The sequence below is a fragment of the Aquamicrobium sp. YD-1-mutant5 genome (assembly GCF_059509755.1).
Genome location: NZ_JCAKKP010000013.1, coordinates 26,387 through 50,691 on the forward strand (window position 1 = coordinate 26,387; position 24,305 = coordinate 50,691).

The window sequence follows — 24,305 nt, forward strand, 5'->3', positions numbered from 1 at the left end:
CGGGAGCAAGCGCTCGATGGGAGGAGGGCACTTATGAACGAAGCTGCTTCAGGCGAAGGGCGAGCGCAGGAGTTCGAAAAGGCTCTGGAAGGCAGCGACAGTTCGGTGGCGCGCTTTGAAGGACACGACCGCACCCCTGTCGAGAAATTGCAGCACTTCCTGCATTCCAGCCCGGCGGCGGTGCCCCTGATCGTCCTGATTGCTTCGCTTGTCGTCTTCGCTCTGGTGATCGGCGGGCGCTTCTTCTCGCCGTTTTCCCTGACACTCATTCTGCAGCAGGTGGCGATCGTCGGCATCATCGGGGCGGCCCAGACGCTGGTGATCCTGACGGCAGGCATCGATCTTTCCGTCGGCGCCATCATGGTGCTGTCGTCGGTGGTCATGGGGCAGTTCACGTTCCGCTACGGGCTGCCGGCGCCTGTTGCGATCCTTTGCGGCTTCGCCGTCGGTGCTGCCTGCGGCTTCCTCAATGGCTGGCTGGTGGCGCGGCTGAGGCTGCCGCCATTCATCGTCACGCTCGGCACCTGGCAGATCATTCTGGCCGCCAACTTTCTCTATTCCGCGAACGAGACGATCCGCGCGCAGGATATCGAGGCCAATGCGCCGCTGCTGCAATGGTTCGGCAACAATATCCGCATCGGCAATGCCGTCTTCACCTATGGCGTGATTGCCATGGTGGTTCTGGTTCTGGTGCTCTGGTACGTGCTCAACCACACCGCATGGGGGCGGCATGTCTATGCGGTGGGCGATGACCCCGAGGCGGCCAAGCTTTCGGGCGTCAATGTCAACCGAATGCTGCTTTCGGTCTACACGCTTGCCGGTCTGATCTGCGCGCTGGCCGGCTGGGCGCTGATTGGACGTCTTGGCTCGGTTTCCCCCACTTCAGGGCAGTTCGCCAATATCGAATCGATCACGGCCGTGGTGATCGGTGGCATCTCCCTGTTCGGCGGTCGCGGCTCCATTCTCGGCATGCTGTTCGGGGCGCTGATCGTCGGCGTGTTCTCGCTGGCACTGCGGCTCATCGGCACCGATCCGCAATGGACCTATCTGCTCATCGGCGTGCTCATCATCGGTGCCGTAACGGTCGACCAGTGGATCAGGAAGGTGGCAGGCTGATGCAGCGCGAACCCATTCTCACCGCACGCGGTCTGGTCAAGCGCTATGGCCGCGTCACAGCCCTCGATTCAGCCGATTTCGATCTCTATCCGGGCGAGATACTGGCGGTGATCGGGGATAATGGCGCGGGAAAATCATCGCTGATCAAGGCGCTTTCCGGCGCGATGACGCCTGACGAGGGCGAGATCAGGCTGGAGGGAAAGCCGGTTTCCTTCCGCTCGCCGATGGAGGCGCGAGAGGCCGGCATCGAGACCGTCTACCAGAACCTTGCCTTGTCGCCGGCGCTGTCGATCGCCGACAACATGTTCCTTGGCCGCGAGATCAGGCGGCCGGGGCCGCTTGGCCGATGGCTGCGCATGCTGGACCGGCCTGCCATGGAAAAGCGCGCCCGCGACATGCTATCCGAACTCGGACTGATGACCATCCAGAATATCGGGCAGGCGGTGGAAACCCTCTCGGGCGGCCAGCGTCAGGGCGTGGCGGTGGCGCGCGCCGCTGCCTTCGGGTCCCGGGTGGTGATCATGGACGAACCGACGGCAGCGCTCGGCGTCAAGGAATCGCGGCGCGTGCTGGAACTGATCCTCGACGTGAAGAAGCGCGGCCTGCCGATCGTGCTGATTTCCCACAACATGCCGCATGTTTTCGAGGTCGCCGACCGTATCCATATTCACCGGCTGGGCAGACGGCTCACCGTCATCGATCCGAAGGACTACACCATGTCGGATGCGGTGGCCTTCATGACCGGGGCAAAGGCGCCACCGGAGGTTGCCGTCGCGGCCTGATCCTGTGCCATCTTCACGGACGCTGTCTGAAAGCGTATCTGGGACGGGGATCGAAGCGCGCGCCAGTGCGTTGTTCCCGACCTGAGGCTTTTTCCCGGAAAGGCACGCCGCCAGATGATACGCACCGTTTCCACCACACCTTTCGACGATCAGAAACCCGGAACATCCGGGTTGCGCAAGAAGGTGCCGGTGTTCCAGCAGCCGAACTATGCCGAGAATTTCATCCAGTCGATCTTCGATGCGCTTTCCGGCTTCGGGGGCAGGCTGCTGGTGGTCGGTGGCGACGGGCGCTACTACAACCGCGAGGTGATCGGGAAGGTCATCGCCATGGCCGCAGCCAACGGGTTCGGCAAGGTGATGGTCGGGCAGGGTGGCATCCTCTCGACGCCGGCCGCCTCCCATCTGATCAGAAAATACAAGGCCTTCGGCGGCATCATCTTGTCCGCCAGCCACAATCCCGGCGGGCCAAGGCAAGATTTCGGCATCAAGTACAATGCCGGAAACGGCGGCCCGGCGCCCGAGAAGATAACCGACGCGATCTATGCGCGGTCGAAGGAAATCCTTGAATACCGGATCGCGGACATCGGCGATATCGACATCGACACCATCGGCACGGTCGAAGCCGGCGGCATGGAGGTCGAGATTGTCGATCCGGTGCGCGATTATGCGGACCTCATGGAGAGCCTGTTCGATTTCGAGGCGCTGCGGAAACTGTTCGCCTCCGGCTTTCGCATGCGCTTCGATGCCATGCATGCCGTGACCGGGCCTTACGCGACGGAGATCTTCGAGCGCCGTCTCGGTGCCGCTCCCGGCTCATGCCGGAATTTTCGACCTCTGCCGGACTTCGGCGGGCATCACCCCGATCCCAATCTGGTTCACGCCAAACACCTCTACGAGGAGATGATGGGACCCGATGCTCCCGATTTCGGCGCCGCCTCCGACGGCGACGGAGATCGCAACCTCATCATCGGCAAGGGCATTTTCGTCACCCCCTCCGATTCGCTTGCGGTGCTGGCCGCCAATGCAACGGTGGCGCCCGCCTACACAGGCGGGCTCGCCGGCATCGCGCGCTCGATGCCGACCAGCGGCGCGGCTGATCGTGTGGCGCAGAAACTGGGCGTCGGTCTTTACGAGACGCCGACAGGCTGGAAGTTTTTCGGCAACTTGCTCGATGCCGGCATGGCGACGATCTGCGGTGAGGAGAGCGCCGGCACAGGCTCCAGCCATGTCCGCGAGAAGGACGGACTTTGGGCTGTGCTTCTGTGGCTTTCCATTCTCGCGGCCCGCCGCGAAAGCGTCAGCGAAATCGTGACGAAACACTGGGCCACATACGGCCGCAATTACTATTCGCGCCATGACTATGAGGAAGTGGACGCCGCCGGTGCCAATGCGCTGATGGAGGAACTGCGGGAAAAGCTGGCCTCCTTGCCGGGAACGCAGGTGTCCGGGCTCACCATCGAAACGGCTGACGACTTTGCCTATCATGACCCGGTGGACGGTTCGGTGAGCGTTCAGCAGGGCATCCGGATCCTGTTCGAGGGCGGATCGCGGGTGGTGTTCCGGCTTTCGGGAACCGGAACCAGCGGTGCCACGCTTCGCGTCTATATAGAGCGCTATGAGCCCGATACGGCCAGTCACGGTATCGACACGCAGGCGGCGCTGGCCGATCTTATCGCAGCGGCGGACGAGATTGCGGGCATTCGCCGCCATACCGGCCGCGAGCGCCCGAGCGTCATCACCTGAGGCTCCTACTGCACCAGAAGGGCGCGTCCGCAAGTCGCTCCGGTGACACGCACATCGGCCTGACCAAGGCTGATGCCGAGCATGCCGAGGAGATTGTAGAGGAGTTTATCCAGAACCGGAGTGACGGCGCCGAGGGCCAGTTGCACTGGTGGCTTGACCACGCCGAGCAGCCAGCCGATGTCGATCGGAAGGCCCAGAGGTTCAACCGAAAGCTTGAGGTCGTCGATCAGGGTGGACGTGAGCGATGAGGTGTAGTTGCTGGTCGTCGCCGTCTTCGTCTTCTTTGCCGCTATGTCGGACTGTGTGAAGGTAAGGGGGATCGCGACATCATTGCCCATCATGGTATGGGCAAAGCCCTTGATCTTGAGAAGGTCGAGCTTGATGACGAAGAGGATGTTGAGGCTGACATCGGCAATCGCAACGGCACGGAACATCATCTTGCGCGTAAAGTCGGCAAACCCCGAACCGTAGGCTTCGGCGATATAGAGTTCGGCGATACCCGGCGTCGTGTCTATCGTGACTCGCAGGCTTTCCGGCCGGCCGGTAGGGCATTCGATCGACTTCAACCTTGCCTCGGCATAGGCGACCTCGACATGCAGGGGCAGGTTGATCGAGAGAAGATGAATGCCGCCGCCGAGATTGCTCGACAAGGGGCTGACGGAGGCGACGAGGCTGACGCGCGTCTGGGCCGTGCGCACGACCGTTCCCTCTTCGCCTACCGCCAGCCATGGCGAGCGCTGTGGTGGCTCGCCGATTGCAATCTTCAGTTTGAGACCACCAAGACCGGGCAACATGCCGCCAAGATTGGCGGCCACCATATTGTCGCCATTGGCGATCGCAGCACTTGCAGTCAGCATGGAAAGCACGTTGGCTGCTATATCCAGCCCGGCAGGGCGCTGGCCGATGCCGAGCTGCCCCACGGAGCCAAGATCGATCAGCGTGTTGAGGGACACCAGCAGACTGGCGCTCGATTGTGCGCCCAGCGTTTGCAGGGCGATGCGGCTGACGCTGTCGAGGCCGGGAACATCGGCCATGGCGGCCGCAATCTGGCCCACCGTGGCTGTTGTGGAAAGCAGATCGGTATAGGTAAGTGCGGTGGCGTTTGTGCGAATGGCCAGCGCATCCAGAAATGACAGGACGCTGACGTCGGCAGCCGCCAGCGCCCTGTAGTCCATGACGTTCAGATTGATGTTGCCGCCCAGCAGGGCGCCAAGCAGGCCGTTAAGCAGCCCTTCATTATCAAGGTTCAGCAGACGTGAGCCGACAGAGAAGGCAGCTTCCGCTCTTATACTGGCTATGGCCGATGTGCCGATGACCGGCGGAGCCATCACGCTGCTGCCGAAGTAGAGGTTGCCGAGCTTTTCCAGCGAAACCTCGACTGCGTTGTAAGGTTGCTTTCCCGGTACGAAACGGCTTGCGCGCGGCTTCGACGGGTCGGGGGTGTAGCGGCCGCGAATGACGTTGGCGACCGGCCGGCCCGGCAAGGGTTTCGTGGTGTTTCCCGCGCCGCGCACCAGAACCTGACCAAGGCCATTGTCGCTGAAGGTGGCGGCAACCATCGTTTCCGCCTTGCTTATGTTGCCGGTGGCGGCGATAGCGGCGATGTCGGTTATCGCCTGCGCATGGCGCCGTTCGGTGTAGAGAGATCCCTGATCCACCGCGAAGGCGGTCAGCACCACGGCAAAGGGCATGATCAGCGCGGTCATCACCGCGAAGTTGCCAGTCCTGTTCCTGAGAAAATTCCGGGGCGATTGCGTGGCCGCAGCCGGAGGTTCATGCATCACAGTCCTCCTATCCGGATCGTGGACTGCCGCCGGATCGTCTTTCCCGGCATGGTTATGCCCTCGAAAAGACCCCATATCGGCAGATTGGATGCGTCATAGGCAACGGCTACGACGAACTGGCTGCCATCGGCGGCGCTGTCATGAGCGTCGACAGTGAGCTTCGTGGCGTCGACGAATGCATATCCCGACCCGTTGCGGTTTATGAAGTCCGTTACCAGCGCTCTGCGCTCGGAAGCGGACAGTCCGCTCATGGCGATGCGCGCGGCATCGGCGGCCAGTTGCTGGACTGAATGGCTGGCACCGAAATAGATGCCGTAAGCGATCATTCCCAATATAAGCAGGAGGAAAATCGGGGAGAGAATGGCGAATTCGACGGCCGCTGCAGCCCGTCTACACCGAAGGAATACGCAGAGGCGTTTCGGCAAATAGCAGATCAAGACACCCTCCAAATTGATATTCAACTTACGAGTGTTCGATTTCAAGATTTTAACTTTAAGATGAAAAGATTAAGCAATGATTGCGAACCTCGGGATGTGTGGTTCGTGCTTGATCGATATATTTCAGCTTATATAACCATGGAAACGCCACTGGTTCCGGAAGCCCGCAATGTTCCCAATTCGTCTGCTGCTTGTCGCCTTTGCCGCTCTGCAACTGGTTCTCATGCCTGCTCTTGCGCAGGCGGCACGGCTTTTCACGGACGCTGCGGGAAGGTCTGTCGAAATACCCGACAGGGTAGAGCGCGTGCTTGCAGCGGGGCCACCTGCTTCCGTGCTGCTTTATGTGGTGTCGCCGGAAAAAATGGTGGGCTGGGTGCGTTCACCATCGGATGCGGAAAAGCAGTTTCTCGCCGAGCCGTATCGGGACTTGCCGGAGACCGGCCGGCTCACCGGACGCGGCAATACGGCCAATATCGAAATGGTCCTGTCGATGAAGCCGGACATCATCATCGATGTCGGCACCATCGATCCGACCTACGCTTCACTGGCCGACAGGGTGCAGGAACAGACCGGCATTCCCTATGTGCTGATCGACGGCGCTTTCCTGCGCACGCCGGAAACCCTGCGCGAGGTGGCTGGCCTGCTGGAGGTAGAAGTACGCGGCGAGGAACTGGCTTCCTATGCCGAGCGCACGATGGCATGGCAGAAGGAGATGGTTGCCGATATCGCTCCGGAAGACCGCCCGAAGGTTTATTACGGGCGCGGGCCGGACGGACTTGAGACCGGTTCCGCCGGCTCCATCAATATGGAAATTCTCGATGTTGTGGGCGCTCACAACGTTGCAGCGCTCGCGGGATCGGGAGGGCTGTCGAACGTTTCGATCGAGCAGGTTCTCGGATGGAACCCCGATGTCATTTTGACGCTGAGCCCGGAATTCCAGAAATCCGTGAAGACGGACCCGACATGGGCGAACCTGAAGGCGGTGAAGGATGGCCGGGTCTACCGTGCGCCGACGCAGCCATTCGGCTGGTTCGACTCCCCGCCCGGCGTCAACCGGCTGATGTCGGTGACGTGGCTGACGGAAATCCTCTATCCGGGCAAGGCGGAATTCGACATGGGCGAGCGGACGCGCGAATTCTACCGTCTGTTCTATCAGGTCGAGCTGACACAGGAGCAGATTGACCAGCTTCTGGCGGATTCCGCGATAAAATGAGCAAAAGCGGGGCGCTGCCAGATGCCGGCAGTCGGGCAGGGCGCTCTCTTTTCCCGGTGCTGCTGCCGCCATTGCTGCTGGCGATCGTCGTAATTCTGGCCCTTTCGGCCGGGAAATATGATGTTTCCCTTTCCGATATGGCGCGGGTGGTCTGGTCGCGCCTGACAGGAACACCGAGTGGTTTGGACGCCACCGTCGAGACGGTGGTCTGGAATGTGCGTCTGCCGCGGGTGCTGGCGGGGCTGCTTGTGGGAGCCTCGCTTGCGGCCGCCGGTTGCGTCTATCAGGGGCTGTTCCGCAATCCTTTGGTGTCGCCCGACATTCTGGGCGTTTCCGCGGGTGCGAGCCTCGGCGCCGTCGGTGGCATTTTCCTGTCGCTGCCGGTGCTGGCCATACAGGGCATGGCCTTTGCCGGCGGCCTTGCGGCTGTCGCGCTGGTCTATGCGGTCGGGTCTATGGTGCGGGGCCGCGATCCCGTGCTCGTGCTCGTGCTCGCCGGCGTGGCAGTGGGCGCGCTGGTCGGGGCGTGCATTTCCCTGCTCAAGGTACTTGCTGACCCCTACAACCAGTTGCCCGCCATCACCTTCTGGCTGCTGGGAAGCCTCGCCAGCATCACCCGTGCCGATGCCGCGTCACTCCTGCCGGCCATGCTGCTGGGGCTGGTGCCGATGTTGCTTCTGCGCTGGCGCATGAACCTGATGACGCTCGATGAGGAGGAAGCGCGCGCACTCGGCATCGAAACCGGGCGCCTGCGCCTCATTCTGGTGTCGGCCGCCACGCTGATGACGGCGGCTGCCGTTTCCGTTTCCGGCATCATCGGCTGGGTGGGGCTGGTAATGCCCCACATAGCCCGCAGCCTTGTGGGACCGGATTTCGGCCGCCTGCTGCCGGCCTCCCTCATGCTCGGCGGCGGCTACATGGTTGGCGTGGATGCGCTGGCAAGGACCATTGCAGGGATCGAGGTGCCGCTCGGCATCCTGACGGCGGTGATCGGCGCGCCATTCTTCCTGTGGCTGCTGGTGAGCGGGAGGCGCGGATGGCAGTGATGATGTCCGCGCAGGATCTGGCCTTCGGCTATGGTGGCAAGGCCATAGGGCAGGGCGTCAACATCTCCGTCAACTCAGGCGAGGTGATGTGCCTGATGGGACCCAACGGGTGCGGCAAGACCACGCTGTTTCGCACCCTGCTTGGCCTTCTGCCGCCACTGGGTGGCCGTCTGGAGATGCGCGGCAGGCCGGTGCAGGCCTATACGAGGGCGGAATTTGCCCGTCATGTCGCCTATGTTCCGCAGGCGGGCTCGTCCTATTTTCCGTTCACCGTCCTCAACGTGGTGATGATGGCGCGGGCGAGCCGCATCGGCACCTTCGCCACGCCCTCCGCCCATGACCGGAAATTGTCTTTTGCCGCGCTGGACCGGCTTGGCCTGGCGCATCTCGCCGAACGCTCCTTCAACGAGATCAGCGGCGGAGAGCGGCAGATGACCCTGATTGCGCGCGCGCTGGTGCAGGAGGCGGAACTGATCGTCATGGACGAGCCGACCGCCAGCCTCGACTTCGGCAATCAGGCGCGCGTGCTCGACTGCATCAACGAACTGCGGGGGTCCGGTCTTTCCATCGTTCTGTCGACGCACGATCCCGGGCATGCCTTCGCCTGTGCGGACCGGGCGGTGCTGATGAAGCAGGGGCATGTGGTCGCTGATGGCTCGCCCAGCGAGGCGGTGACGCCGAAGAGCCTGCACGGCCTTTATGGCGTGGAGGTTGCCGTGGAATTCATGCAGGGTGCCGGGCGAAGCATATGCGCACCCGCGCTCGGCCGCTTCCGTCAGGAGTAAGGGATGGTGAGGGAAAACGAAATCCGCGAGGGCGAGCGGGCCGTGGCGATGCCGCCGGCGAGCGATGCCGGACTGGTGTTCATCGGCCGCATCCACACGCCCTGGACCTCGCGCATGATGACGCCGCGACAAGGCCGGCGCGACGGCCCGGTGTGCCGCATCGAAGTGTTCGAACCATGGGTTGCGGCGCTGGCCAATATCGAGGAGTTCGATGAACTGGAAGTGCTGTACTGGCTGCACATGTCGCGGCGTGATCTGGTGCTGCAAAGCCCCGCCAGCGACGGCAAGTCTCGCGGAACCTTCTCCATCCGCTCGCCGGTGCGGCCCAATCCGATAGGGACCTCGATCGTGACGCGGGCCGGGCGCGAGGCAAACACGCTTCTGGTGCGCGGCCTCGATTGCCTCGACGGCACGCCCCTGCTCGACCTGAAGCCGGAGCGGACGCGCTTCACGCCCATAGCCCCGCCGCAGCCGGGCGATTTCGAGGTAGGGTAGAAGCCTCTGCAGATTTGAAATAACCGCCGGCGATGCTCTCGCCGGCGGTTTTGTTTGGGGAGGATGCCTCAGAACGTGAGGCGCGAGTTCAGATAAAAGGTGCGGCCGGGCTCCGGGAAGCCGTCAGCCAGTTCGTAGTGCTTGTCAAAAATGTTGCGGACGCCAGCAGTAAACGACATCTGATCGTTGAAGTCGTAGTGGACATTGAGGTTTGCTAGGCCGAAGCCGGGTTTGGTTGTGAATTTACCACCGCTGATGCTTGCCCAGCGCGAACTGGACAATTCAAGCCCAGGTGTGATGGTGAGCTTTTCGATAGGCCGCCAGTGCGCATAAAGATAGGCAATGTGCTCGGGTCGACCGTCAGGTTTCAGATTCGGATTGTCCGGGTTGCGGAGTTCGCTTTTGAGGAGCGTATAATTTCCGCCAACCGTCAAAGTCGAAAGCATGTCCCACTCACCTGAAATCTCGAAGCCATAGTAAGTGGCCTTACCGATATTCTGGTTCTGGCTGCACTTGGCGGGGGGAGGCGGGGCGTTAGGGTTCGCAGGCTTATCCTCAGGGCAAACAAAGCCGCCGATTGATTCAATCGCGTTGCCGACCCTGCTGTAGAAGATCGCCCCTCCAACTCTTGCGTCGCCGTTCAGAAGGTTCGTTGAGCCACCGATCTCGTAGTTGGTTGCCCGTTCGGGGCCAAGATTGGGGTTCTCGATATAATTACCGCGACGTGAACTGTAGCGCTCGAACAGGGTCGGGAAACGTGTGCGGCTGGAAATGCTGGCGTGCAATTCAACGTCGGCAGTTGGACGCCAGATTGCCGCTCCCTGCCAGTTGAAGGCATTATTGTCGAACAAGGGGAATTCACCGAATTCTCCTTTCGAATAGTATTCTGCACGCCGCGTTTTGTACCAGTCGTAGCTGATGCCTCCTACGAAATCGACCGTATCGGTGGCATGAAAAGTGTTCTCGGCTGCTACCGACCAGGTATCTTCAACCCTGCGCTGCCGAGGAGAGATATCCGCCGGCGTCACGTCCGGCGAAAAGTGGCTCCACCGCCTGTGAACGTCACGGCGATAGTGGAACGCCGTTTTCAGCGTATTCATGGGGATGAGTTCCGTTCCTCCCTCTATGCTGAAACCGTATGCGTAGTCATTATAATAGCTGTTTTCCGAATTCTTGGTCTTCTGAGTGGAGAACGTGTAATCGTCGTAGAAAGCCCCGCGATTGTCGAAGGTGTTATAATAGGACTTCGTTTTCAGATAGGAGACATCGCCGATCTGTGTATGAGAGTTGAAAGACGCTGTCGAAACATCCCATTGAGGCCAGGACCAGTTATTCTGATACTTGCTGGCTCCGGGAGTGATGCCGCTCACATCTTCGCGAACGTGATATGGTGCGCCTTTGTTGCCTTCCTGTTTCGTGTAGCTGACCACATATTCATCTGTGTCGTTTGGTGTAAAACCTGCCTTTAAATTGATACGCCAGTCTTTTGTCTGGCTGAAATCACGTTTCCCCGATCCCTGTACGGGACCACCTGCGCCAACGGGAGCGGGATCGTACTTGCGGGACAGAAACCAGCCGTCACTGTCGCGCAGAGAACCGCTCGCCTGCAAGTAGAACATATCCTGGCGTGTGCCGACTGAACCGAACAGATTATGGGCTGAAAGATGCCCGGTGTTTCCGAACTCTACGCCGGCGCGCAATTCGCCTTCGATCTCCTTGGTTGGCTTCCGAGTAACCAGATTGATCTGGCCTCCCATGCCCCCGGGACCGTTCAAGACGGATGCATAACCTTTGTGGACCTGAATTTCAGCAAGGTCCGGGGTCAGAAATCTTCCATAATCAAGCCGGTTGTCTGCGGGCAGATAGATGCGAACACCGTCGATCGACAATGGGACACGCCAGCGATCGAAGCCGCGGACATAAACCATTCGCTCGTTTCTCTGGCCGCCGGAATTCGAAGATTCCACGCCCGGAACGGTACGAAGCGCATCATCCAGCGTGTTGCGGTTCTGATTACGCACATCATCGGCGGAGATAATACTCTGCGATACCGCCTGGCCGCTGGTGCCACCATCACCGCGTGCATCGTAAACATTGATGCGTCCCAGAACGAAGACATCATCCCCAGCCTGTTTCACCCTGGGTTTCTTGTCTTTCTCGTTGGACTGAACCTCGGCGGCGTCATTCTCAACGGTCTGTGCCAGGCTGCTCTGAGCAGACATAATCGTGGCCAGCGCCGTTAGCGCTGAGCCTATCCATATATATCGCAACTTATGATCCCCCAAAAAAGCAATTATATAACCATTGGTCCGCGTGCGATTCATGCCGCGAAACTGCAACTGTTATATTCATAAAAATATATCGATTCAAACTGCAAGTGCCGATGGTTAGGCCAGCGGGTGCGGTGGATTGTCGTAGGGGGAGGTTTTGCAGATACCATTGCGAAAGCAACGGACTGCCTCTATATCGATAGCAACCTACTAAATAGGAATGCATTCAATGGACGCTGGCGAGCTGTTCGCCGTCGAACTGGCTCGTGTGAGCCGGCAGTGGCGAAAGCGCATCGATGAGCGGCTTCGGCATCTCGACCTGACGCAGGCGAGATGGATGGTGCTGCTGCAACTGTCGCGCTCGGCGCCGGTATCCCAGCGCGAGCTTGCCGACATTATCGGCGTGGAGGGGCCGACGCTGGTCCGGGTTCTCGACAATCTGGAGCGTCAGGGGCTGGTGCTGCGCCGTGCCTGCAAGGCCGACCGCCGCGTGAAGCTGGTGGAGCTGGCCGAAGGATCTGCTCCGGTTCTTGCCGAGATAGGCCGGATCGCTGCGGATCTGCGTAACGAATTGCTGGAAGGCGTGGCGCCCGAGGAATTGGGGCGCGCGCGCGAGCTTTTGAAAATCATTGGGGATCGTTTGGAGTCGGGCACCGGTGGATAAGGTTGTGGAATTGCGTAAGGACGAAAATGAACAGGCCGAAAGGCTGAAGCCGGAGGCGGCGCCTGCCGCTTCGGAAGCCGTGAAGCGGCGGACCAGTGGGCGCAGCATGCGTGGCGGCAGAGCGAAACTGCTTGTACTTGTCGTCGGGCTTGTCGTCGCTGCGCTGGTGATCTGGCCCTGGCTGGCGCACCGCTGGAGCCATGTTGCCATCAACGATTCGCGCATTGCGGCCAATCTGGTGACAGTTGGCAGCGAGGTGAGCGGCCGTGTCGTCTCCATCGATGTGATTGCGGGCGATCAGGTAAAGAAGGGCGATCTTCTCGCCTCGATCGACAGCGAGACTGCAAGGCTCGAACTTTCGGCGCTTGATGCCCAGATTGAAGGCGTGAACGCGCAGCAGGCGCAGTTGCGGGCGCAGCAGGATATGGTGCGCACGCAGGTTGCGGCGAAACTGGCAGCCGGTGAAGCCCAGCTCACAGCGGCCGAAGCCAATCACCGGGCGAGCCAGGCGAGCCTCATCAATGCCAGCAGCCGCTTTGAGCGCGTCAACAGGCTTGCCAGCAGCAAGGTGACGTCCGAGCAGACACTGGAGGAGGCGCAGGCGACGCTCTCCACTGCGACCGAGCAGGAAAAGTCGGCCGCCGCCGCGATCATGACAGCGCGGGCCAATCTGGACGTCGCCCGCTCGGAAGAAGCCCAGATCGCGGTGCTCGATCGCCAGATCGCGGTGCTGGAAAGCCAGAAAGCGGCCCTTGTCGCCCAGCGCGGCCAGAAGGAGGTCGATCTCGGACGGCGCGAAATCCGCGCCCAGTTCGACGGTGTCATCGACAGCACTTTCATCGAGGCCGGCGAATATGTGGGGCCGGGCACGCGCCTGCTCATCTACCACGATCCGAACGTCATCTGGATCGATGCCAATGTGAAGGAAACCGATTTCGGCAGGGTGAAGCTCGGCGCGCCTGCCGCCGTGACAGTCGATGCCTATCCGCAGCTCAAGGTGAGCGGCAAGGTCACGCGTGTTGGCGAAGCGGCGACCAGCCAGTTTGCCCTGCTGCCAAGCCCCAACCCGAGCGGCAACTTCACCAAGATCACGCAGCGCCTGCCGATCCGCATCGAGATCGATCAGCAGGAGGGCCTGCTGCGGCCCGGCATGATGGTGGAAGTGAGCGTCGATGTCGTCGATTGAGGGCCTGTTCGACCGCTACGGGCCATCCTATCGCTGGTTCGCCACGGGAACCGTGATGATCGCGACGATCGCGGTGGTCTTGTCCACCACGATCGTCAACGTCGCCATTCCCGACGTGATGGGCGCCTTCGGCATCAGCCAGGTGCAGGCGCAGTGGCTGTCGACGGGCTTTCTGGCGGCGATGACCGCGACCATGCTGGTGACGGACTGGGCCGACCGGGCCTTTGGCCAGCGCGCAACCATGGTGGGGGCGCTGGCTATCTTCATGGCCGGTTCGGTGCTGGGCGGCATTGCGCCGAACGAGACGGTTCTCACTGTCGCGCGCGTCATTCAGGGTGCCGCCGCCGGCGTTGTGCAGCCTCTGGCGATGATCCTGCTGTTTCAGGTATTCCCGCCTAACCAGCGCGGTGCGGCCATGGGCATATTCGGCATCGGCGTGGTTCTGGCGCCTGCGCTCGGACCGTGGATCGGCGGTCTCCTGATCGATGCCTTCAGCTGGCGCTATGTTTTCTACCTTGGCATTCCTTTCGCCCTGATCGGCATCGTTTTGTCCAATCTGTTCCTTCCCGTGCGGACCCAGACCGGTCCGCGACCCGGTTTCGACTGGGGCGGAATGGTGTTGCTGTGCCTGTTTTTGGCCTCGATCCTGAATGCGCTGACCAATGCCCAGCGCCTTGGCTGGTCTTCCGATCCCATTCTGTTGCAGTTCGCTGTCGCCGCCGTCGCGATCGCCGGCTTCATCTGGTGGGAGACGACCACCGCCAGACCGATGCTCGACCTGCGGCTGTTCACCAGCGTGCCGTTCTCGGCTGCATCTCTGGTCGCCTTCATCATGGGGGCGGGCCTGTTCGGTTCCACCTATCTCGTGCCGCTGTTCGTTCAGACCATACAGGGCCTGACACCGACGCAGGCCGGCCTTCTGCTGATGCCGTCCGGCTTTGTGCTGGTGGTCGTGTTCCCGATCGCCGGGCGCATGTCGGACAAGGTGCCTGCCGGCTATCTGATCGCCGTCGGCATGGTTCTCTTCGCGTGGTCGTCATGGCTGACCGCATCGGTCAGCGTCGATACCGCATTCTGGACGCTGGCCTGGTGGGTGGTGATCTCGCGCATCGGTCTTGGCCTGCTGTTCCCGTCGCTGACGGCGGGCTCGCTCAAGGTGCTGCCCCGCGAACTGGTGGCGCAGGGATCCGGCGCCATCAACTTCATCCGCCAGCTTGGCGGCGCCTTCGGCGTCAACCTGCTGGCCGTGTTCCTTGAACGGCGCACCGTCTACCATGCCGACGGACTGACCGCGACGCAGACAAGTCATAATCCGGCGACCATGGATCTGCTGGGCACGGTGTCGGGTATCGCCAAGGCAGGCGGATTGCCCGATTATCAGCAAATCCCCGCGGCCATCCAGTTTCTGGGCCAGATGATCGCCATTCAGGCCAACACGCTGGCATTTCATGACGGTTTCCTCGTCGTCATGCTGGTGTTCCTGATTGCGCTGGTGCCAACCTGGATGCTGCATCGCGCCCAGCGCAAGCCGCATGGCCAGTAACGCCATGGCTCAGGATGGGAAAGCGCCAGCCCCGTTTTGATGCGGTGCGGGTGCCGGATGTCCCGTTACAGGGGCGATTGCGTTTCACTTCGGCACGAAATCGCATGGCATGAGATGTGCTCGTTCAAACCTGCCGGCTCTGCCGGTGGCCCGGAGCGCACCGGGCCGGCTGTCGGGGTGGGCGGGCTTGGCCGCCCCGGCAGTCACCGTGCATCGCCACGGCATGCGGCCACGGCGCGGCAATAAATTGTTAACCATACTGACCTAACCAATTCAGCAACATAAACTGAATCGGGGCGGCACATGTCGATTTCGCGCAGGGGCTTCATCATCGGGCTGCCATTGCTGATGGCAGGGTGCGCGACCTCTCAATATGCAAATTATGGCGCCATTCCGGGTGAGCGGTTTCCGCTGCCGGCCATACCTGCATCGGAAGTGAAGCCGGAGCTGCGCCGCACCGAAGTGGCTTTCGGCGGGGACTATGCTGCCGGCACCATCGTGGTAAACACGTCGGAGCGCCGGCTCTATTACGTTCTCGGAAATGGCCGCGCCATCCGCTACGGTATAGGCGTTGGCCGCCAGGGCCTTGCATTGCGCGGCAACGCGACGATCGGCCGAAAGGCCGAATGGCCAAGCTGGACGCCGACGGCCAACATGATGCGGCGCGATCCGCGCAACCGCCGGTATGCCGGTGGCCTGCCGGGCGGACCCAACAATCCACTGGGCGCGCGGGCGCTCTATCTCTACCGCGACGGACGCGACACCATGTTCCGCATCCACGGCACCAACCAGCCGAGCACTATCGGCAAGGCCGTTTCCAGCGGCTGCATCCGCATGCTCAATCACGATGTCATCGATCTTTACGAACGCGCGACGCCGGGCACGCGCGTGGTGGTAATCCAGTCCTGACAGGAATGCCTGCTCAATCTGGTGTGGCGGTTCGCTTCTGAACCTCCCGTTAACCATTTCCATAGACAAGCGAACTCATGAAACGCCTAGCCATTGTTCTGTTAGCCACAGCGTTCACCGTCCCTGCGCAGGCCGAAGACCTCGTCAGAAGGGGCCGCCAGATCGCGGAGATGAATTGCTCGCCCTGTCACGCCATTGGCGCCAGGGATGAAAGCAAGCATCCGCAGGCACCGCCCATGCGCGACCTGTCGAAGCGCTATCCTCTGGATGCGCTTGAAGAAGCCTTTGTGGAAGGCATTTACAGCGGGCATCCCGATATGCCCGAGTTCAAGGCCACTTCGGATCAGGTGACGGCCCTGCTTGCCTATCTGGATACGATCCAGTCCGACAGCCGATAAGGTTGTGGTGTCAGCAACGCCTTGAGGGCCGACGAGCCGGCGATCAGCCGGCAATGGCGCTGGAAGCCGCCATCAGCGAAAACAGGCCGATGACCACAGCAGCAAGCCGATAGGCGTGCGGCCTGATAGCTTTGGGCAGCGACGAGCCGCAGACTGTCCAGATCGCTCCGGCAATCAGCGACAAGCAAAGGAACGTCGCGATCGCGCCCGACCGGAGCCCGGGGCTCATGGCCGGGATCAGTATGGCGCCCACCAGCATCGCCTTCGGATTGAGAAGGGTCGTCAGGAAGACCCGGCGCATGGCAGCGGACTTTTCCGTTGCTATGGCGTCCGCAGGCTGGTGCCAGAGCTTCCATGCCGAAAACAGCAGCCAGACCGCAGCAATTCCCTTCATGACCGGCATCGCGGCGGCCACATCGGCGAAGCTTTGCACAAGAACCAGATAGGCCGTGACGGCGACCATATAGCCTGCCGCCTCCGCCACAGGCAGAACCATGGCGCGACGCCAGCCCATAGCTGCGCCCGATGCCGCGAGGATCGTGTTTGTCGGGCCGGGCGTGATCAGCACCATGATGGCGGCGATGACGAATGATACGAAAGACATCGGTTCTCTGTTCTCAGGTCATCCACTGATAGCAGGCCATCTGTAACGTGGATTGACCAGAATCAAGACACAGGCGGATTGCCGGGCGCAACCCTCATGGAACCGCTTACGGCCATTCGCGTTGAGGGGCGCGCCCGCAAAGGAGATCGCGATGCACAGATTGTGGTTCAACATGGCGATGCTGGGAATCGAGGCCCAGCAGGTGATCTGGTTGCGGACCATGAAGCTTGCCATGGGCGGCAAGCGGGGTGAGCGCGAGGCGCGCCGCATGGTGAGCGAGAAGGTCGCTGCGGCAGGTCAGGCCTCCGTCCAGATCGCGCGGGGCGCTTCGCCTGACAAGGTGGTGAAAGGCTACCGCAAGAAGGTGCGGGCCAATGCGCGACGCCTGTCGCGATGACGGACTGCCCTCAGCACTTCGGAGCAGATGGCTGGCTGGACCCGGGAGGTTCTGGTCTCCGCAGGATCGGCGTATCAGGCAGTTGTTTCCTGCCGGCTTGCGGGAACCGCCTGGACCCGTTGTAAAAACGGCCTTCGGCGATCCCTTTACTTCCGCATGCGATCCGCACTGTCCGGCGGATCAGCGCGTTCAGAATTCCCGTCCAATCAGCAGGCGATCAACGGAAATCCGACCGCCGCCAAAAGCTGCTATCAAAGCGGCCCCGGCTGACCAGAAAGTCGAGTTGAATTCGGCTTTGGACTGGACCTGATGCAGGAATGCAGAACCACCGTCGGAGAGCAGTCGCGCCTGACCATCAGCAGTGAGATACTGAAGATTATCCTTCAGAAATTCCATTCCTTCAGCAGTAAGGAAAGCGTCGCCGTACGGGTGGGTGATGTGGAACCAGATGGTGACCACCAGCATCACGGCATTGGCCAGAGCGACGGGGCGTGTGAAAAGGCCGACGGCGATCATGGCTCCTCCCACAAACTGCATGATGGCCAGCAGCGGCGAGAAGAACCAGCCGGGATAGAGGCCAAGTCCTTCAACAAACCCGGTTTGCGCAAAGGGTGCAACGATTTTCGGCCACCCCTCGATCATCAACAGGCCGCCGATGACAATTCTGAATGCCGCCCATCCATATGGCTGCGCGAAGTTTCGATAGAACGGGCCCAAAAAGGGTATGAAAAGACCTGCGTCTTTAGGGGAGACTTCAGACATGTGTTTTGGCACCTTAGCGGAGGAGGGGAGGATTATGCGAACCCTACAGGAGATTGACCCTGCCGGTGTCAGCCGTCAATATCGATGGATAGCAGGCAATCTGTATTCTATGAATGTTGCCGAATTCCCGCGGCATCGCGATCGTGACATGCCGAAAATCTGAGGCGGTCCGACACATGTTTTGGCGCGATGCCGGCGTTCTGTCTTGCGTAGCCGGATTGGTTCGGACCGCGCTGTTCCTCACTTTGACGACGGCTTCCGCCGCTCCTGCGGATATTGGAGCCGGGGAACAGATATTTCGCAAATGCGCCCCCTGCCACAACATAACCAGCAACGGCAATCGAATGGGGCCCCACCTCATGGGGATTGTTGGCCGCGAGATTGGCTCGGTCCCGGACTTCCGGTCCTATTCGCAGGCAATGAAAAGTGCCGGACAGGAAGGAAGAGTGTGGACTGAGGAACTGCTGGCCGAATTCCTCTACAGCCCGAGAAGAACCATTCCGGGCAATTCCATGCGGTTTCTGGGGTTATGGAGCGATGAGGATATCAGGAACCTCATTGCATATCTGAAATCAGCTTCCCCACACCAATAACCCGGCCTCTCCTGATTGTTTCAGGCGGAGTCTAGGGGAGAGGAGAAAAATCGGGAAAACTAACTGATTGTTTTATCTGGTCGGAGTGGCAGGATTTGAACCTGCGACCCCGTCGTCCCGAACGACGTGCGCTACCAGGCTGCGCTACACTCCGTGACCAGTGGCGGGCTTATAACGCCGCGAATCTGTTCCTGCAAGCGGCAATGACACGACAATTTGCCTGTTTGTCACGATTGTTTGTGAACACGGCGGGATGGTGCGAGAATAACCCCCTTTAAAGGCTTTGCTGATAGGCAATGCAGCAGAGTTGCGTGTTAAAAAGGTGCGGGGGCCTGCTCAATTGAAGCTCAGGATCGTGGAACAGGCGAGGCCGAATACGTTCGGGTTCGAGACTTCGGCGCTGATTAAACCGACCGGCTTTCGCGAATATGACGCGCGCTGGTGGTTTGGCCGTCCGGGCGCGGAAAAGGAGCCGGAACTCAATCTGATCGGCGTGCAGGCGTTGGGCATGGGACTGGCGACGCTGATCCGCCGCATGGGCATCGGCCCCGAGATCGTGACGGGCCATGACTTCCGCGAGTATTCGCTTGCGATCAAGCTGGCCCTGGTGTCGGGCTTGATGGCCGCCGGCGCGAAGGTGAAGGACATAGGCCTTGCCCTTTCGCCCATGGCCTATTTCGCGCAGTTCGCGCTCGACACGCCTTCGGTCGCCATGGTCACCGCTTCGCACAACGAAAACGGCTGGACCGGCGTGAAGATGGGCGCGCAGCGGCCGCTGACCTTCGGGCCGGACGAAATGTCGGCATTGAAGAAAATCGTTCTGGAGGGCGACTTCGATCTCGTCGGCGGGGGTTCCTACGAATTCGTGCCCGATTTTCGCGACACTTATCTCGATGATCTGGTCGCGGGAAAGCGGATATCACGCAAGCTCAGGGTGGTGGCTGCCTGCGGCAACGGCACGGCGGGCGCCTTCGCCCCGCAGGCGCTCGAACGAATCGGCTGCGAGGTGATTCCGCTCGACGTCGAACTGGACCACAGCTTCCCGCGTTACAATCCGAACCCGGAAGACATGCAGATGCTGCATGCCATCCGCGACAAGGTGCTGGAGACTGGCGCGGATGTGGGCCTCGGCTTCGATGGCGACGGCGACCGCTGCGGCGTGGTCGACAATGAAGGCAACGAGATCTTCGCCGACAAGGTCGGCGTCATGCTGGCGCGTGACATTTCGCAACAATATCCCGGCTCGTCCTTCGTCGTGGACGTCAAGTCGACGGGCCTGTTCAAGACCGATCCGCAATTGCAGGCCAATGGCGCTGAGACCGATTACTGGAAGACCGGCCACTCCTACATCAAGCGCCGCGTAGCCGAGCTTGGCGCCATCGCCGGCTTCGAGAAATCCGGCCATTTCTTCTTCAACCCGCCGATCGGGCGCGGCTATGATGATGGGCTGGTGACGGCGATTGCCGTGTGCGGCATGCTCGACCGCAATCCGTCAAAGTCGATGGCCGATCTATATCGGGAACTGCCGGTCACATACGGCACGCCGACCATGTCGCCGCATTGCGACGATGAGATCAAATATGGCGTGGTCGAGCGGGTGCTGGCCGATTTCGAGGCGATGAAGGCCGCCGGAGAACGCTTTGCCGGGCAGCCGATCGTCGAACTGGTGACGGTGAACGGCGTTCGCGTCGTGGCTGAGGACGGCACCTGGGGGCTGATCCGGGCGTCCTCCAACAAGCCCGAGCTGGTCGTGGTGGTGGAAAGCCCGGTTTCTGCGGAACGGCGGCGCGAGATGTTCGAGGCGCTGGATGCCGTGCTGCGGCGCAGCCCGGAAGTCGGTCCCTACAACCAGACATTTTGAGCGTGACCATGAGTGACCTTATCGCCTGTTTCGTGATGAGCGGCGGCGTGGGATCGCGGCTGTGGCCGCTGTCGCGCGAGGACAATCCCAAGCAGTTTCACGATCTGTCAGGCGATGGCTCGATGCTGGCCAAGACGCTGCGGCGCATGACAGGCCGGACAGCGGGTGTCGCACCTGTGTTCCTGATCGCATCCGAACGCCATGCCGGGCGCGTGCATGGCGACATCAATGGCATTGATCTCGCTGGCGGCGGCGTGCTGTTCGAGCCGGTGGGGCGCAATACGGCCGCCGCGGTGGCGCTGGCTACGCTGCGCACGCTGGCCGATTTCGGCGACAGCCTCGTGCTGGTGGTTCCTTCCGACCACGAAATTTCCACCACCGCGCAATTCTGGCAGACGGTGGAGCAGGGCGTGCCGGCAGCTGGTGCGGGCAGGCTGGTGGTGTTCGGCATTCGCCCCGATCAGCCTGAAACCGGCTATGGCTATATCGAAGTCGGCGCGGAGCATGGCGGCGTGTTCGATGTCTCGCGCTTCGTGGAAAAACCTGATACCGCGACTGCGCAGAAATACGTTGCGGCAGGAAATTACTACTGGAATGCGGGCATCTTCCTGTTCCGGGCGAGCGTGATGCGCGATGCTTTCCTGCGCTTCCAGCCGGATATATGGGCCGCGACGGAGAAAGCTTTCGCAGCCGCCAGAACCGATCTTTCCGGCCTCTATATGCCGGAGGATCTCTATGCGGCGATCCCGTCCGATTCCATCGACTATGCGGTGATGGAACGTGCCGAAGGCATCGCCATGGTGCCGGCGGGCTTTCGCTGGAACGATCTCGGTTCGTGGCAGTCCCTGCTTGATGTCGGACCTTCCGACGAAAACGGCAATGTCATCATTGGCGATGTCGTCGCCATCGATTGCGAGAACTCCTATATCCGCAGCCATGGCCGGCTGCTGTCGGCGGTCGGACTGAAGGATACGGCCGTGGTCGCCACCGCCGACGCGACCTTCGTGGCGCCTGTCTCGCACAGCCAGAATGTACGCAAGGTGGTGCAGCAGCTCGAAAAGAGCGGAAGGCTGGAGACACGCTTCACGCCGTCGCACGACCGGGTGGTGGAAAGCGGCGCGTGGCGCAGCCGCGTGCGGCACTGGCTGTTCGATGAGGCGCTGCCCTTGTGGTCGACCGTTGGCGTGGACGAGCGCCATGGTGGGTTTCATGAGGCGCTGGGGCTGGATGCCGTGCCGCTGGCCAGGCCGAAGCGCATGCGCACCATGGCGCGGCAGGTCTACGGTTTCGCGGTCGCGGGGTCGCGCGGCTGGGACGGGCCTGCCGACCGGCTGATCGCGCACGGGCTGGAGTTCATGTCGCGCGGGCGCACCGACCGGGGCGGCTGGGTGCGCACCCTCAACGTCGATGGTTCGATAAACGATGCGACCGAAGACGCCTACGACCATTCCTGCGTGCTTCTGGCACTCGCCCACGCTCATATGTGTGGCAATCCCGATGCGCTGAGGCTTGGCCGGGAAACCTTCGCCTTCCTCGACGAGCATCTGGAGGACAGCAGCCTTGCCGGTTTTCTTGAAGCGCCGGAGGGTGGCAGCCTGCGCCGCTCCAACCCGCATATGCATCTGCTGGAAGCGTTTCTGGCCTGGCATGAGGCAACCGGCGACAGGACCTATCTGCGCCGTGCCGCCCGCATCGTCGATCTGTTCCGCAGCTATTTCTTCGACGCCGATTCATGGACCGTAGGTGAATTCTTCGAGGATGGCTGGGCGCCGGCCCCGGATGGCAAGGGCGACTGGACAGAGCCCGGCCATCATTTCGAATGGGCCTCGCTGCTGATCGACTTCGCCAATCGCAGCGGCCAGAAGAGCCTCACCACCTATGCCCGCAAGCTCTATGCCTCGGCTGTCGCCAATGGCCTGAACCGTGCGACCGGCCTTGCCTACGGCGCGGTGTCGAAGCAGGGCATGCCGCTCGATCTGGTGTCGCGAAGCTGGCCGCAGACGGAGGCGATCAAGGCGTCGATCGCGCTGGATCGGGCCGACGGGCCGGACCTCAAGCCTGAGATCGAGGCGCGCGTGGGCCGCCTGTTCCGCTGGCATATCGACCCGGCGCCGCTCGGCCTGTGGGTCGATCGCATCGACGAGCGCGGCCGCTCTGTGGCGACCGAGGTGCCTGCCTCGATTTTCTATCACCTCGTCTACGCGCTGATGCAGTATCTGGACGCGACGACGGAGACAGGTCAGTAGGGGCTGTCGACGTCGCCGGTCTCCACATAGACCGACTTGATCTGCGAATAGTGCTGGAGGGCGGCGAGCGAATTCTCGCGCCCGATGCCGGACTGCTTGTAGCCGCCGAACGGCATCTCAACGGGGGTGAGATTGTAGGCGTTGATCCAGCAGGTGCCGGCCTGCAGCTCACCGATGACGCGATGCGCGCGTGCTATGTCGCGGGTGAAGACGCCGGCGGCAAGGCCGAACTCGGTGCCGTTGGCGCGGCCGATCACTTCGTCTTCATCCTCGAAGGACAAGACGCTCATCACGGGGCCGAAAATCTCCTCGCGCGCGATGCGCATCGTGTCGCTGACGCCGGTGAAGACGGTGGGTTCGACAAAGAAGCCGCCATCGAAACCTTGCAGGGCAGGGGCATTGCCGCCGCAGGCGAGGACAGCACCTTCCTGCATGCCGGCTTCGATATAGGACAGCACACGCTGATGCTGGGCCTTGCTGACCAGCGGCCCCATCTGGGTTTCAGGGTCGAGCGGGTCGCCAATGCGGATTTTCTTGGTGCGCTCGACAAGGCGCTCGACAAACCGGTCCTGCAGGCCTTTCTGAACGAAGACTCGGGTGCCATTGGAGCAGACTTGGCCCGTGGAGTAGAAGTTGCCGAGCATCGCGCCGCCGATGGCGTTTTCGAGGTCGGCATCGTCAAAGACGATGAGCGGCGACTTGCCACCGAGCTCCATGGTGGCGTGCTTCATGTTGGCTCCGGCCTGCGCCAGAACGCGCTTGCCGGTAGCGACCGAACCGGTGACCGACACCTTGGCGACGGAGGGATGGCCGACAAGGGATGCGCCGACATCGCCATAGCCCTGCACCACGTTGAACAGGCCGTCCGGCAGGCCGGCCTCGGAATAGATTTCGGCCAGCGCCAGCGCCGACAACGGCGTGTTTTCGGAGGGCTTGAACACCATGGCGTTGCCCATGGCGAGCGCTGGTGCGGATTTCCAGCCGGCGATCTGGATCGGATAGTTCCATGCGCCGATGCCGACGCAGACGCCGAGCGGTTCGCGGCGCGTGTAGGCGAAGGGGCCACCCAGGTCGATGAACTCGCCGTTGAAGCTGGCAATGGCGCCTGCGAAATATTCGAGGCAGTCGGCGGCGGAAGGGGCGTCCGCCACCAGCGTTTCCTGAATGGCCTTGCCGGTGTCCAGCGTTTCAAGCCGCGCCAGAGCCTCATTGCGCTCGCGCAGAATATCGGCGGCGCGGCGCAGGATGCGGCCGCGCTCGACCGGCTTGAGGCGTGCCCATTCGGCCTGCGCGGCGCGCGCCGATTCGATGGCCAACTCGATGATGTTGGGCGTCGCCGCATGCAGCGTGGCGATGCGTTCGCCGGTGGCCGGATAGATGACGGCGATCTCGGCGCCACGGTCGTCGTCGATATAACGTCCATTGACGTAATGCGAGGCGGTCGGTTGGGCGCGCATGGCAGGCTCCGGTA

General features: G+C 61.6%; 22 protein-coding genes and 1 tRNA gene. 16 read left to right on the forward strand and 7 right to left on the reverse strand.

Annotated elements, in window-relative coordinates:
* Positions 1-33: 33 nt before the first annotated feature.
* The 3 genes from AC5XE7_RS15995 to AC5XE7_RS16005 all read left to right on the forward strand — a co-directional run bounded on the left by AC5XE7_RS15995 (position 34) and on the right by AC5XE7_RS16005 (position 3,641).
* On the forward strand, positions 34-1,116 hold the full coding sequence (locus AC5XE7_RS15995; RefSeq protein ID WP_239800910.1) for an ABC transporter permease: 1,083 nt from the start codon (positions 34-36) through the stop codon (positions 1,114-1,116).
* Positions 1,116-1,898, forward strand: a complete 783-nt coding sequence (locus AC5XE7_RS16000) for an ATP-binding cassette domain-containing protein (RefSeq protein WP_280200019.1) — start codon at positions 1,116-1,118, stop codon at positions 1,896-1,898. The genes AC5XE7_RS15995 and AC5XE7_RS16000 overlap by 1 nt, the downstream gene beginning before the upstream one ends.
* A 114-nt stretch (positions 1,899-2,012) precedes the next feature.
* Positions 2,013-3,641, forward strand: coding sequence for an alpha-D-glucose phosphate-specific phosphoglucomutase (locus AC5XE7_RS16005; protein WP_495366788.1), 1,629 nt, complete (start codon positions 2,013-2,015; stop codon positions 3,639-3,641).
* Between the two features lie 5 nt (positions 3,642-3,646).
* On the opposite strand, the gene AC5XE7_RS16010 is transcribed toward AC5XE7_RS16005, so the two are convergent.
* The gene (locus AC5XE7_RS16010; protein ID WP_495366789.1) at positions 3,647-5,422 is read right to left on the reverse strand and encodes a TadG family pilus assembly protein; all 1,776 of its coding nucleotides are present in this window, start codon (positions 5,420-5,422) and stop codon (positions 3,647-3,649) included.
* The gene (locus AC5XE7_RS16015) at positions 5,422-5,862 is read right to left on the reverse strand and encodes a TadE/TadG family type IV pilus assembly protein (protein ID WP_495366790.1); all 441 of its coding nucleotides are present in this window, start codon (positions 5,860-5,862) and stop codon (positions 5,422-5,424) included. The genes AC5XE7_RS16010 and AC5XE7_RS16015 overlap by 1 nt, the downstream gene beginning before the upstream one ends.
* Before the next feature lie 169 nt (positions 5,863-6,031).
* Here AC5XE7_RS16015 and AC5XE7_RS16020 point away from each other — a divergent pair, with 169 nt between their 5' ends.
* From AC5XE7_RS16020 to tsaA, 4 genes are read left to right on the forward strand one after another with little or no spacing between them, the layout of a single operon-like run.
* Positions 6,032-7,075, forward strand: coding sequence for an iron ABC transporter substrate-binding protein (locus AC5XE7_RS16020; protein WP_495366791.1), 1,044 nt, complete (start codon positions 6,032-6,034; stop codon positions 7,073-7,075).
* On the forward strand, positions 7,072-8,121 hold the full coding sequence (locus AC5XE7_RS16025) for a FecCD family ABC transporter permease (RefSeq protein ID WP_495366792.1): 1,050 nt from the start codon (positions 7,072-7,074) through the stop codon (positions 8,119-8,121). The genes AC5XE7_RS16020 and AC5XE7_RS16025 overlap by 4 nt, the downstream gene beginning before the upstream one ends.
* Positions 8,118-8,906, forward strand: coding sequence for an ABC transporter ATP-binding protein (locus tag AC5XE7_RS16030; RefSeq protein ID WP_495366868.1), 789 nt, complete (start codon positions 8,118-8,120; stop codon positions 8,904-8,906). Before AC5XE7_RS16025 ends, AC5XE7_RS16030 begins: the two co-directional genes overlap by 4 nt.
* Before the next feature lie 3 nt (positions 8,907-8,909).
* The gene (tsaA, locus tag AC5XE7_RS16035; protein WP_495366793.1) at positions 8,910-9,401 is read left to right on the forward strand and encodes a tRNA (N6-threonylcarbamoyladenosine(37)-N6)-methyltransferase TrmO; all 492 of its coding nucleotides are present in this window, start codon (positions 8,910-8,912) and stop codon (positions 9,399-9,401) included.
* A 68-nt stretch (positions 9,402-9,469) separates the two neighbouring features.
* Here the strand turns inward: tsaA and AC5XE7_RS16040 are convergent, their stop codons facing one another.
* Complete coding sequence (locus AC5XE7_RS16040) at positions 9,470-11,623, reverse strand: TonB-dependent receptor (RefSeq protein WP_495366794.1); 2,154 nt, start codon at positions 11,621-11,623, stop codon at positions 9,470-9,472.
* Between the two features lie 277 nt (positions 11,624-11,900).
* Here AC5XE7_RS16040 and AC5XE7_RS16045 point away from each other — a divergent pair, with 277 nt between their 5' ends.
* From AC5XE7_RS16045 to AC5XE7_RS16065, 5 genes are all read left to right on the forward strand, one after another.
* Positions 11,901-12,335 carry a MarR family transcriptional regulator gene (locus tag AC5XE7_RS16045; protein ID WP_287947633.1) on the forward strand — a complete coding sequence of 145 codons (435 nt, stop codon included), beginning with the start codon at positions 11,901-11,903 and terminating at the stop codon, positions 12,333-12,335.
* Complete coding sequence (locus AC5XE7_RS16050; RefSeq protein ID WP_495366795.1) at positions 12,328-13,521, forward strand: HlyD family secretion protein; 1,194 nt, start codon at positions 12,328-12,330, stop codon at positions 13,519-13,521. The genes AC5XE7_RS16045 and AC5XE7_RS16050 overlap by 8 nt, the downstream gene beginning before the upstream one ends.
* Complete coding sequence (locus AC5XE7_RS16055; RefSeq protein ID WP_239800921.1) at positions 13,508-15,064, forward strand: DHA2 family efflux MFS transporter permease subunit; 1,557 nt, start codon at positions 13,508-13,510, stop codon at positions 15,062-15,064. Before AC5XE7_RS16050 ends, AC5XE7_RS16055 begins: the two co-directional genes overlap by 14 nt.
* A 303-nt stretch (positions 15,065-15,367) precedes the next feature.
* A complete protein-coding gene (locus tag AC5XE7_RS16060; protein ID WP_495366796.1) occupies positions 15,368-15,973 on the forward strand; it encodes a L,D-transpeptidase in 606 nt (201 codons plus the stop codon).
* A 77-nt stretch (positions 15,974-16,050) separates the two neighbouring features.
* Positions 16,051-16,371: a c-type cytochrome gene (locus AC5XE7_RS16065; protein ID WP_239800923.1), complete on the forward strand. Its 321-nt coding sequence runs from the start codon at positions 16,051-16,053 to the stop codon at positions 16,369-16,371.
* Positions 16,372-16,414: 43 nt separating this feature from the next.
* Here AC5XE7_RS16065 and AC5XE7_RS16070 read toward each other — a convergent pair whose 3' ends face one another.
* Positions 16,415-16,975, reverse strand: coding sequence for a LysE family translocator (locus AC5XE7_RS16070; protein ID WP_495366797.1), 561 nt, complete (start codon positions 16,973-16,975; stop codon positions 16,415-16,417).
* A gap of 151 nt (positions 16,976-17,126) precedes the next feature.
* Between AC5XE7_RS16070 and AC5XE7_RS16075 the strand changes: the two genes are divergently transcribed.
* Positions 17,127-17,372 carry a hypothetical protein gene (locus AC5XE7_RS16075; protein WP_183828410.1) on the forward strand — a complete coding sequence of 82 codons (246 nt, stop codon included), beginning with the start codon at positions 17,127-17,129 and terminating at the stop codon, positions 17,370-17,372.
* Positions 17,373-17,561: 189 nt separating this feature from the next.
* Here AC5XE7_RS16075 and AC5XE7_RS16080 read toward each other — a convergent pair whose 3' ends face one another.
* Entirely contained in the window at positions 17,562-18,134 is a 573-nt protein-coding gene (locus tag AC5XE7_RS16080; RefSeq protein ID WP_495366798.1) for a DoxX family protein, read from the reverse strand.
* Between the two features lie 176 nt (positions 18,135-18,310).
* Between AC5XE7_RS16080 and AC5XE7_RS16085 the strand changes: the two genes are divergently transcribed.
* A complete protein-coding gene (locus AC5XE7_RS16085) occupies positions 18,311-18,727 on the forward strand; it encodes a c-type cytochrome (protein WP_495366799.1) in 417 nt (138 codons plus the stop codon).
* 77 nt (positions 18,728-18,804) lie between these two features.
* On the opposite strand, the gene AC5XE7_RS16090 is transcribed toward AC5XE7_RS16085, so the two are convergent.
* Positions 18,805-18,881, reverse strand: a tRNA-Pro gene (locus tag AC5XE7_RS16090).
* Positions 18,882-19,067: 186 nt separating this feature from the next.
* Between AC5XE7_RS16090 and AC5XE7_RS16095 the strand changes: the two genes are divergently transcribed.
* Together AC5XE7_RS16095 and AC5XE7_RS16100 are read left to right on the forward strand one after the other, a co-directional pair.
* Positions 19,068-20,588: a phosphomannomutase/phosphoglucomutase gene (locus AC5XE7_RS16095; protein WP_495366800.1), complete on the forward strand. Its 1,521-nt coding sequence runs from the start codon at positions 19,068-19,070 to the stop codon at positions 20,586-20,588.
* Positions 20,589-20,596: 8 nt separating this feature from the next.
* Positions 20,597-22,834, forward strand: a complete 2,238-nt coding sequence (locus AC5XE7_RS16100) for a mannose-1-phosphate guanylyltransferase/mannose-6-phosphate isomerase (protein ID WP_495366801.1) — start codon at positions 20,597-20,599, stop codon at positions 22,832-22,834.
* Here AC5XE7_RS16100 and betB read toward each other — a convergent pair.
* Complete coding sequence (betB, locus tag AC5XE7_RS16105; protein WP_495366802.1) at positions 22,828-24,291, reverse strand: betaine-aldehyde dehydrogenase; 1,464 nt, start codon at positions 24,289-24,291, stop codon at positions 22,828-22,830. The two genes, AC5XE7_RS16100 and betB, sit on opposite strands and share 7 nt — an antisense overlap.
* Positions 24,292-24,305: the final 14 nt, after the last annotated feature.

Coding starts and splice junctions, on each gene's coding strand:
- AC5XE7_RS15995 (WP_239800910.1), top strand. CDS start 34: ATGAACGAAGCTGCTTCAGGCGAAGGGCGAGCGCAGGAGTTCGAAAAG.
- AC5XE7_RS16000 (WP_280200019.1), top strand. CDS start 1,116: ATGCAGCGCGAACCCATTCTCACCGCACGCGGTCTGGTCAAGCGCTAT.
- AC5XE7_RS16005 (WP_495366788.1), top strand. CDS start 2,013: ATGATACGCACCGTTTCCACCACACCTTTCGACGATCAGAAACCCGGA.
- AC5XE7_RS16010 (WP_495366789.1), bottom strand. CDS start 5,422: ATGCATGAACCTCCGGCTGCGGCCACGCAATCGCCCCGGAATTTTCTC.
- AC5XE7_RS16020 (WP_495366791.1), top strand. CDS start 6,032: ATGTTCCCAATTCGTCTGCTGCTTGTCGCCTTTGCCGCTCTGCAACTG.
- AC5XE7_RS16025 (WP_495366792.1), top strand. CDS start 7,072: ATGAGCAAAAGCGGGGCGCTGCCAGATGCCGGCAGTCGGGCAGGGCGC.
- tsaA (WP_495366793.1), top strand. CDS start 8,910: ATGGTGAGGGAAAACGAAATCCGCGAGGGCGAGCGGGCCGTGGCGATG.
- AC5XE7_RS16040 (WP_495366794.1), bottom strand. CDS start 11,623: ATGTCTGCTCAGAGCAGCCTGGCACAGACCGTTGAGAATGACGCCGCC.
- AC5XE7_RS16045 (WP_287947633.1), top strand. CDS start 11,901: ATGGACGCTGGCGAGCTGTTCGCCGTCGAACTGGCTCGTGTGAGCCGG.
- AC5XE7_RS16055 (WP_239800921.1), top strand. CDS start 13,508: ATGTCGTCGATTGAGGGCCTGTTCGACCGCTACGGGCCATCCTATCGC.
- AC5XE7_RS16060 (WP_495366796.1), top strand. CDS start 15,368: ATGTCGATTTCGCGCAGGGGCTTCATCATCGGGCTGCCATTGCTGATG.
- AC5XE7_RS16065 (WP_239800923.1), top strand. CDS start 16,051: ATGAAACGCCTAGCCATTGTTCTGTTAGCCACAGCGTTCACCGTCCCT.
- AC5XE7_RS16070 (WP_495366797.1), bottom strand. CDS start 16,975: ATGTCTTTCGTATCATTCGTCATCGCCGCCATCATGGTGCTGATCACG.
- AC5XE7_RS16075 (WP_183828410.1), top strand. CDS start 17,127: ATGCACAGATTGTGGTTCAACATGGCGATGCTGGGAATCGAGGCCCAG.
- AC5XE7_RS16080 (WP_495366798.1), bottom strand. CDS start 18,134: ATGTCTGAAGTCTCCCCTAAAGACGCAGGTCTTTTCATACCCTTTTTG.
- AC5XE7_RS16085 (WP_495366799.1), top strand. CDS start 18,311: ATGTTTTGGCGCGATGCCGGCGTTCTGTCTTGCGTAGCCGGATTGGTT.
- AC5XE7_RS16100 (WP_495366801.1), top strand. CDS start 20,597: ATGAGTGACCTTATCGCCTGTTTCGTGATGAGCGGCGGCGTGGGATCG.
- betB (WP_495366802.1), bottom strand. CDS start 24,291: ATGCGCGCCCAACCGACCGCCTCGCATTACGTCAATGGACGTTATATC.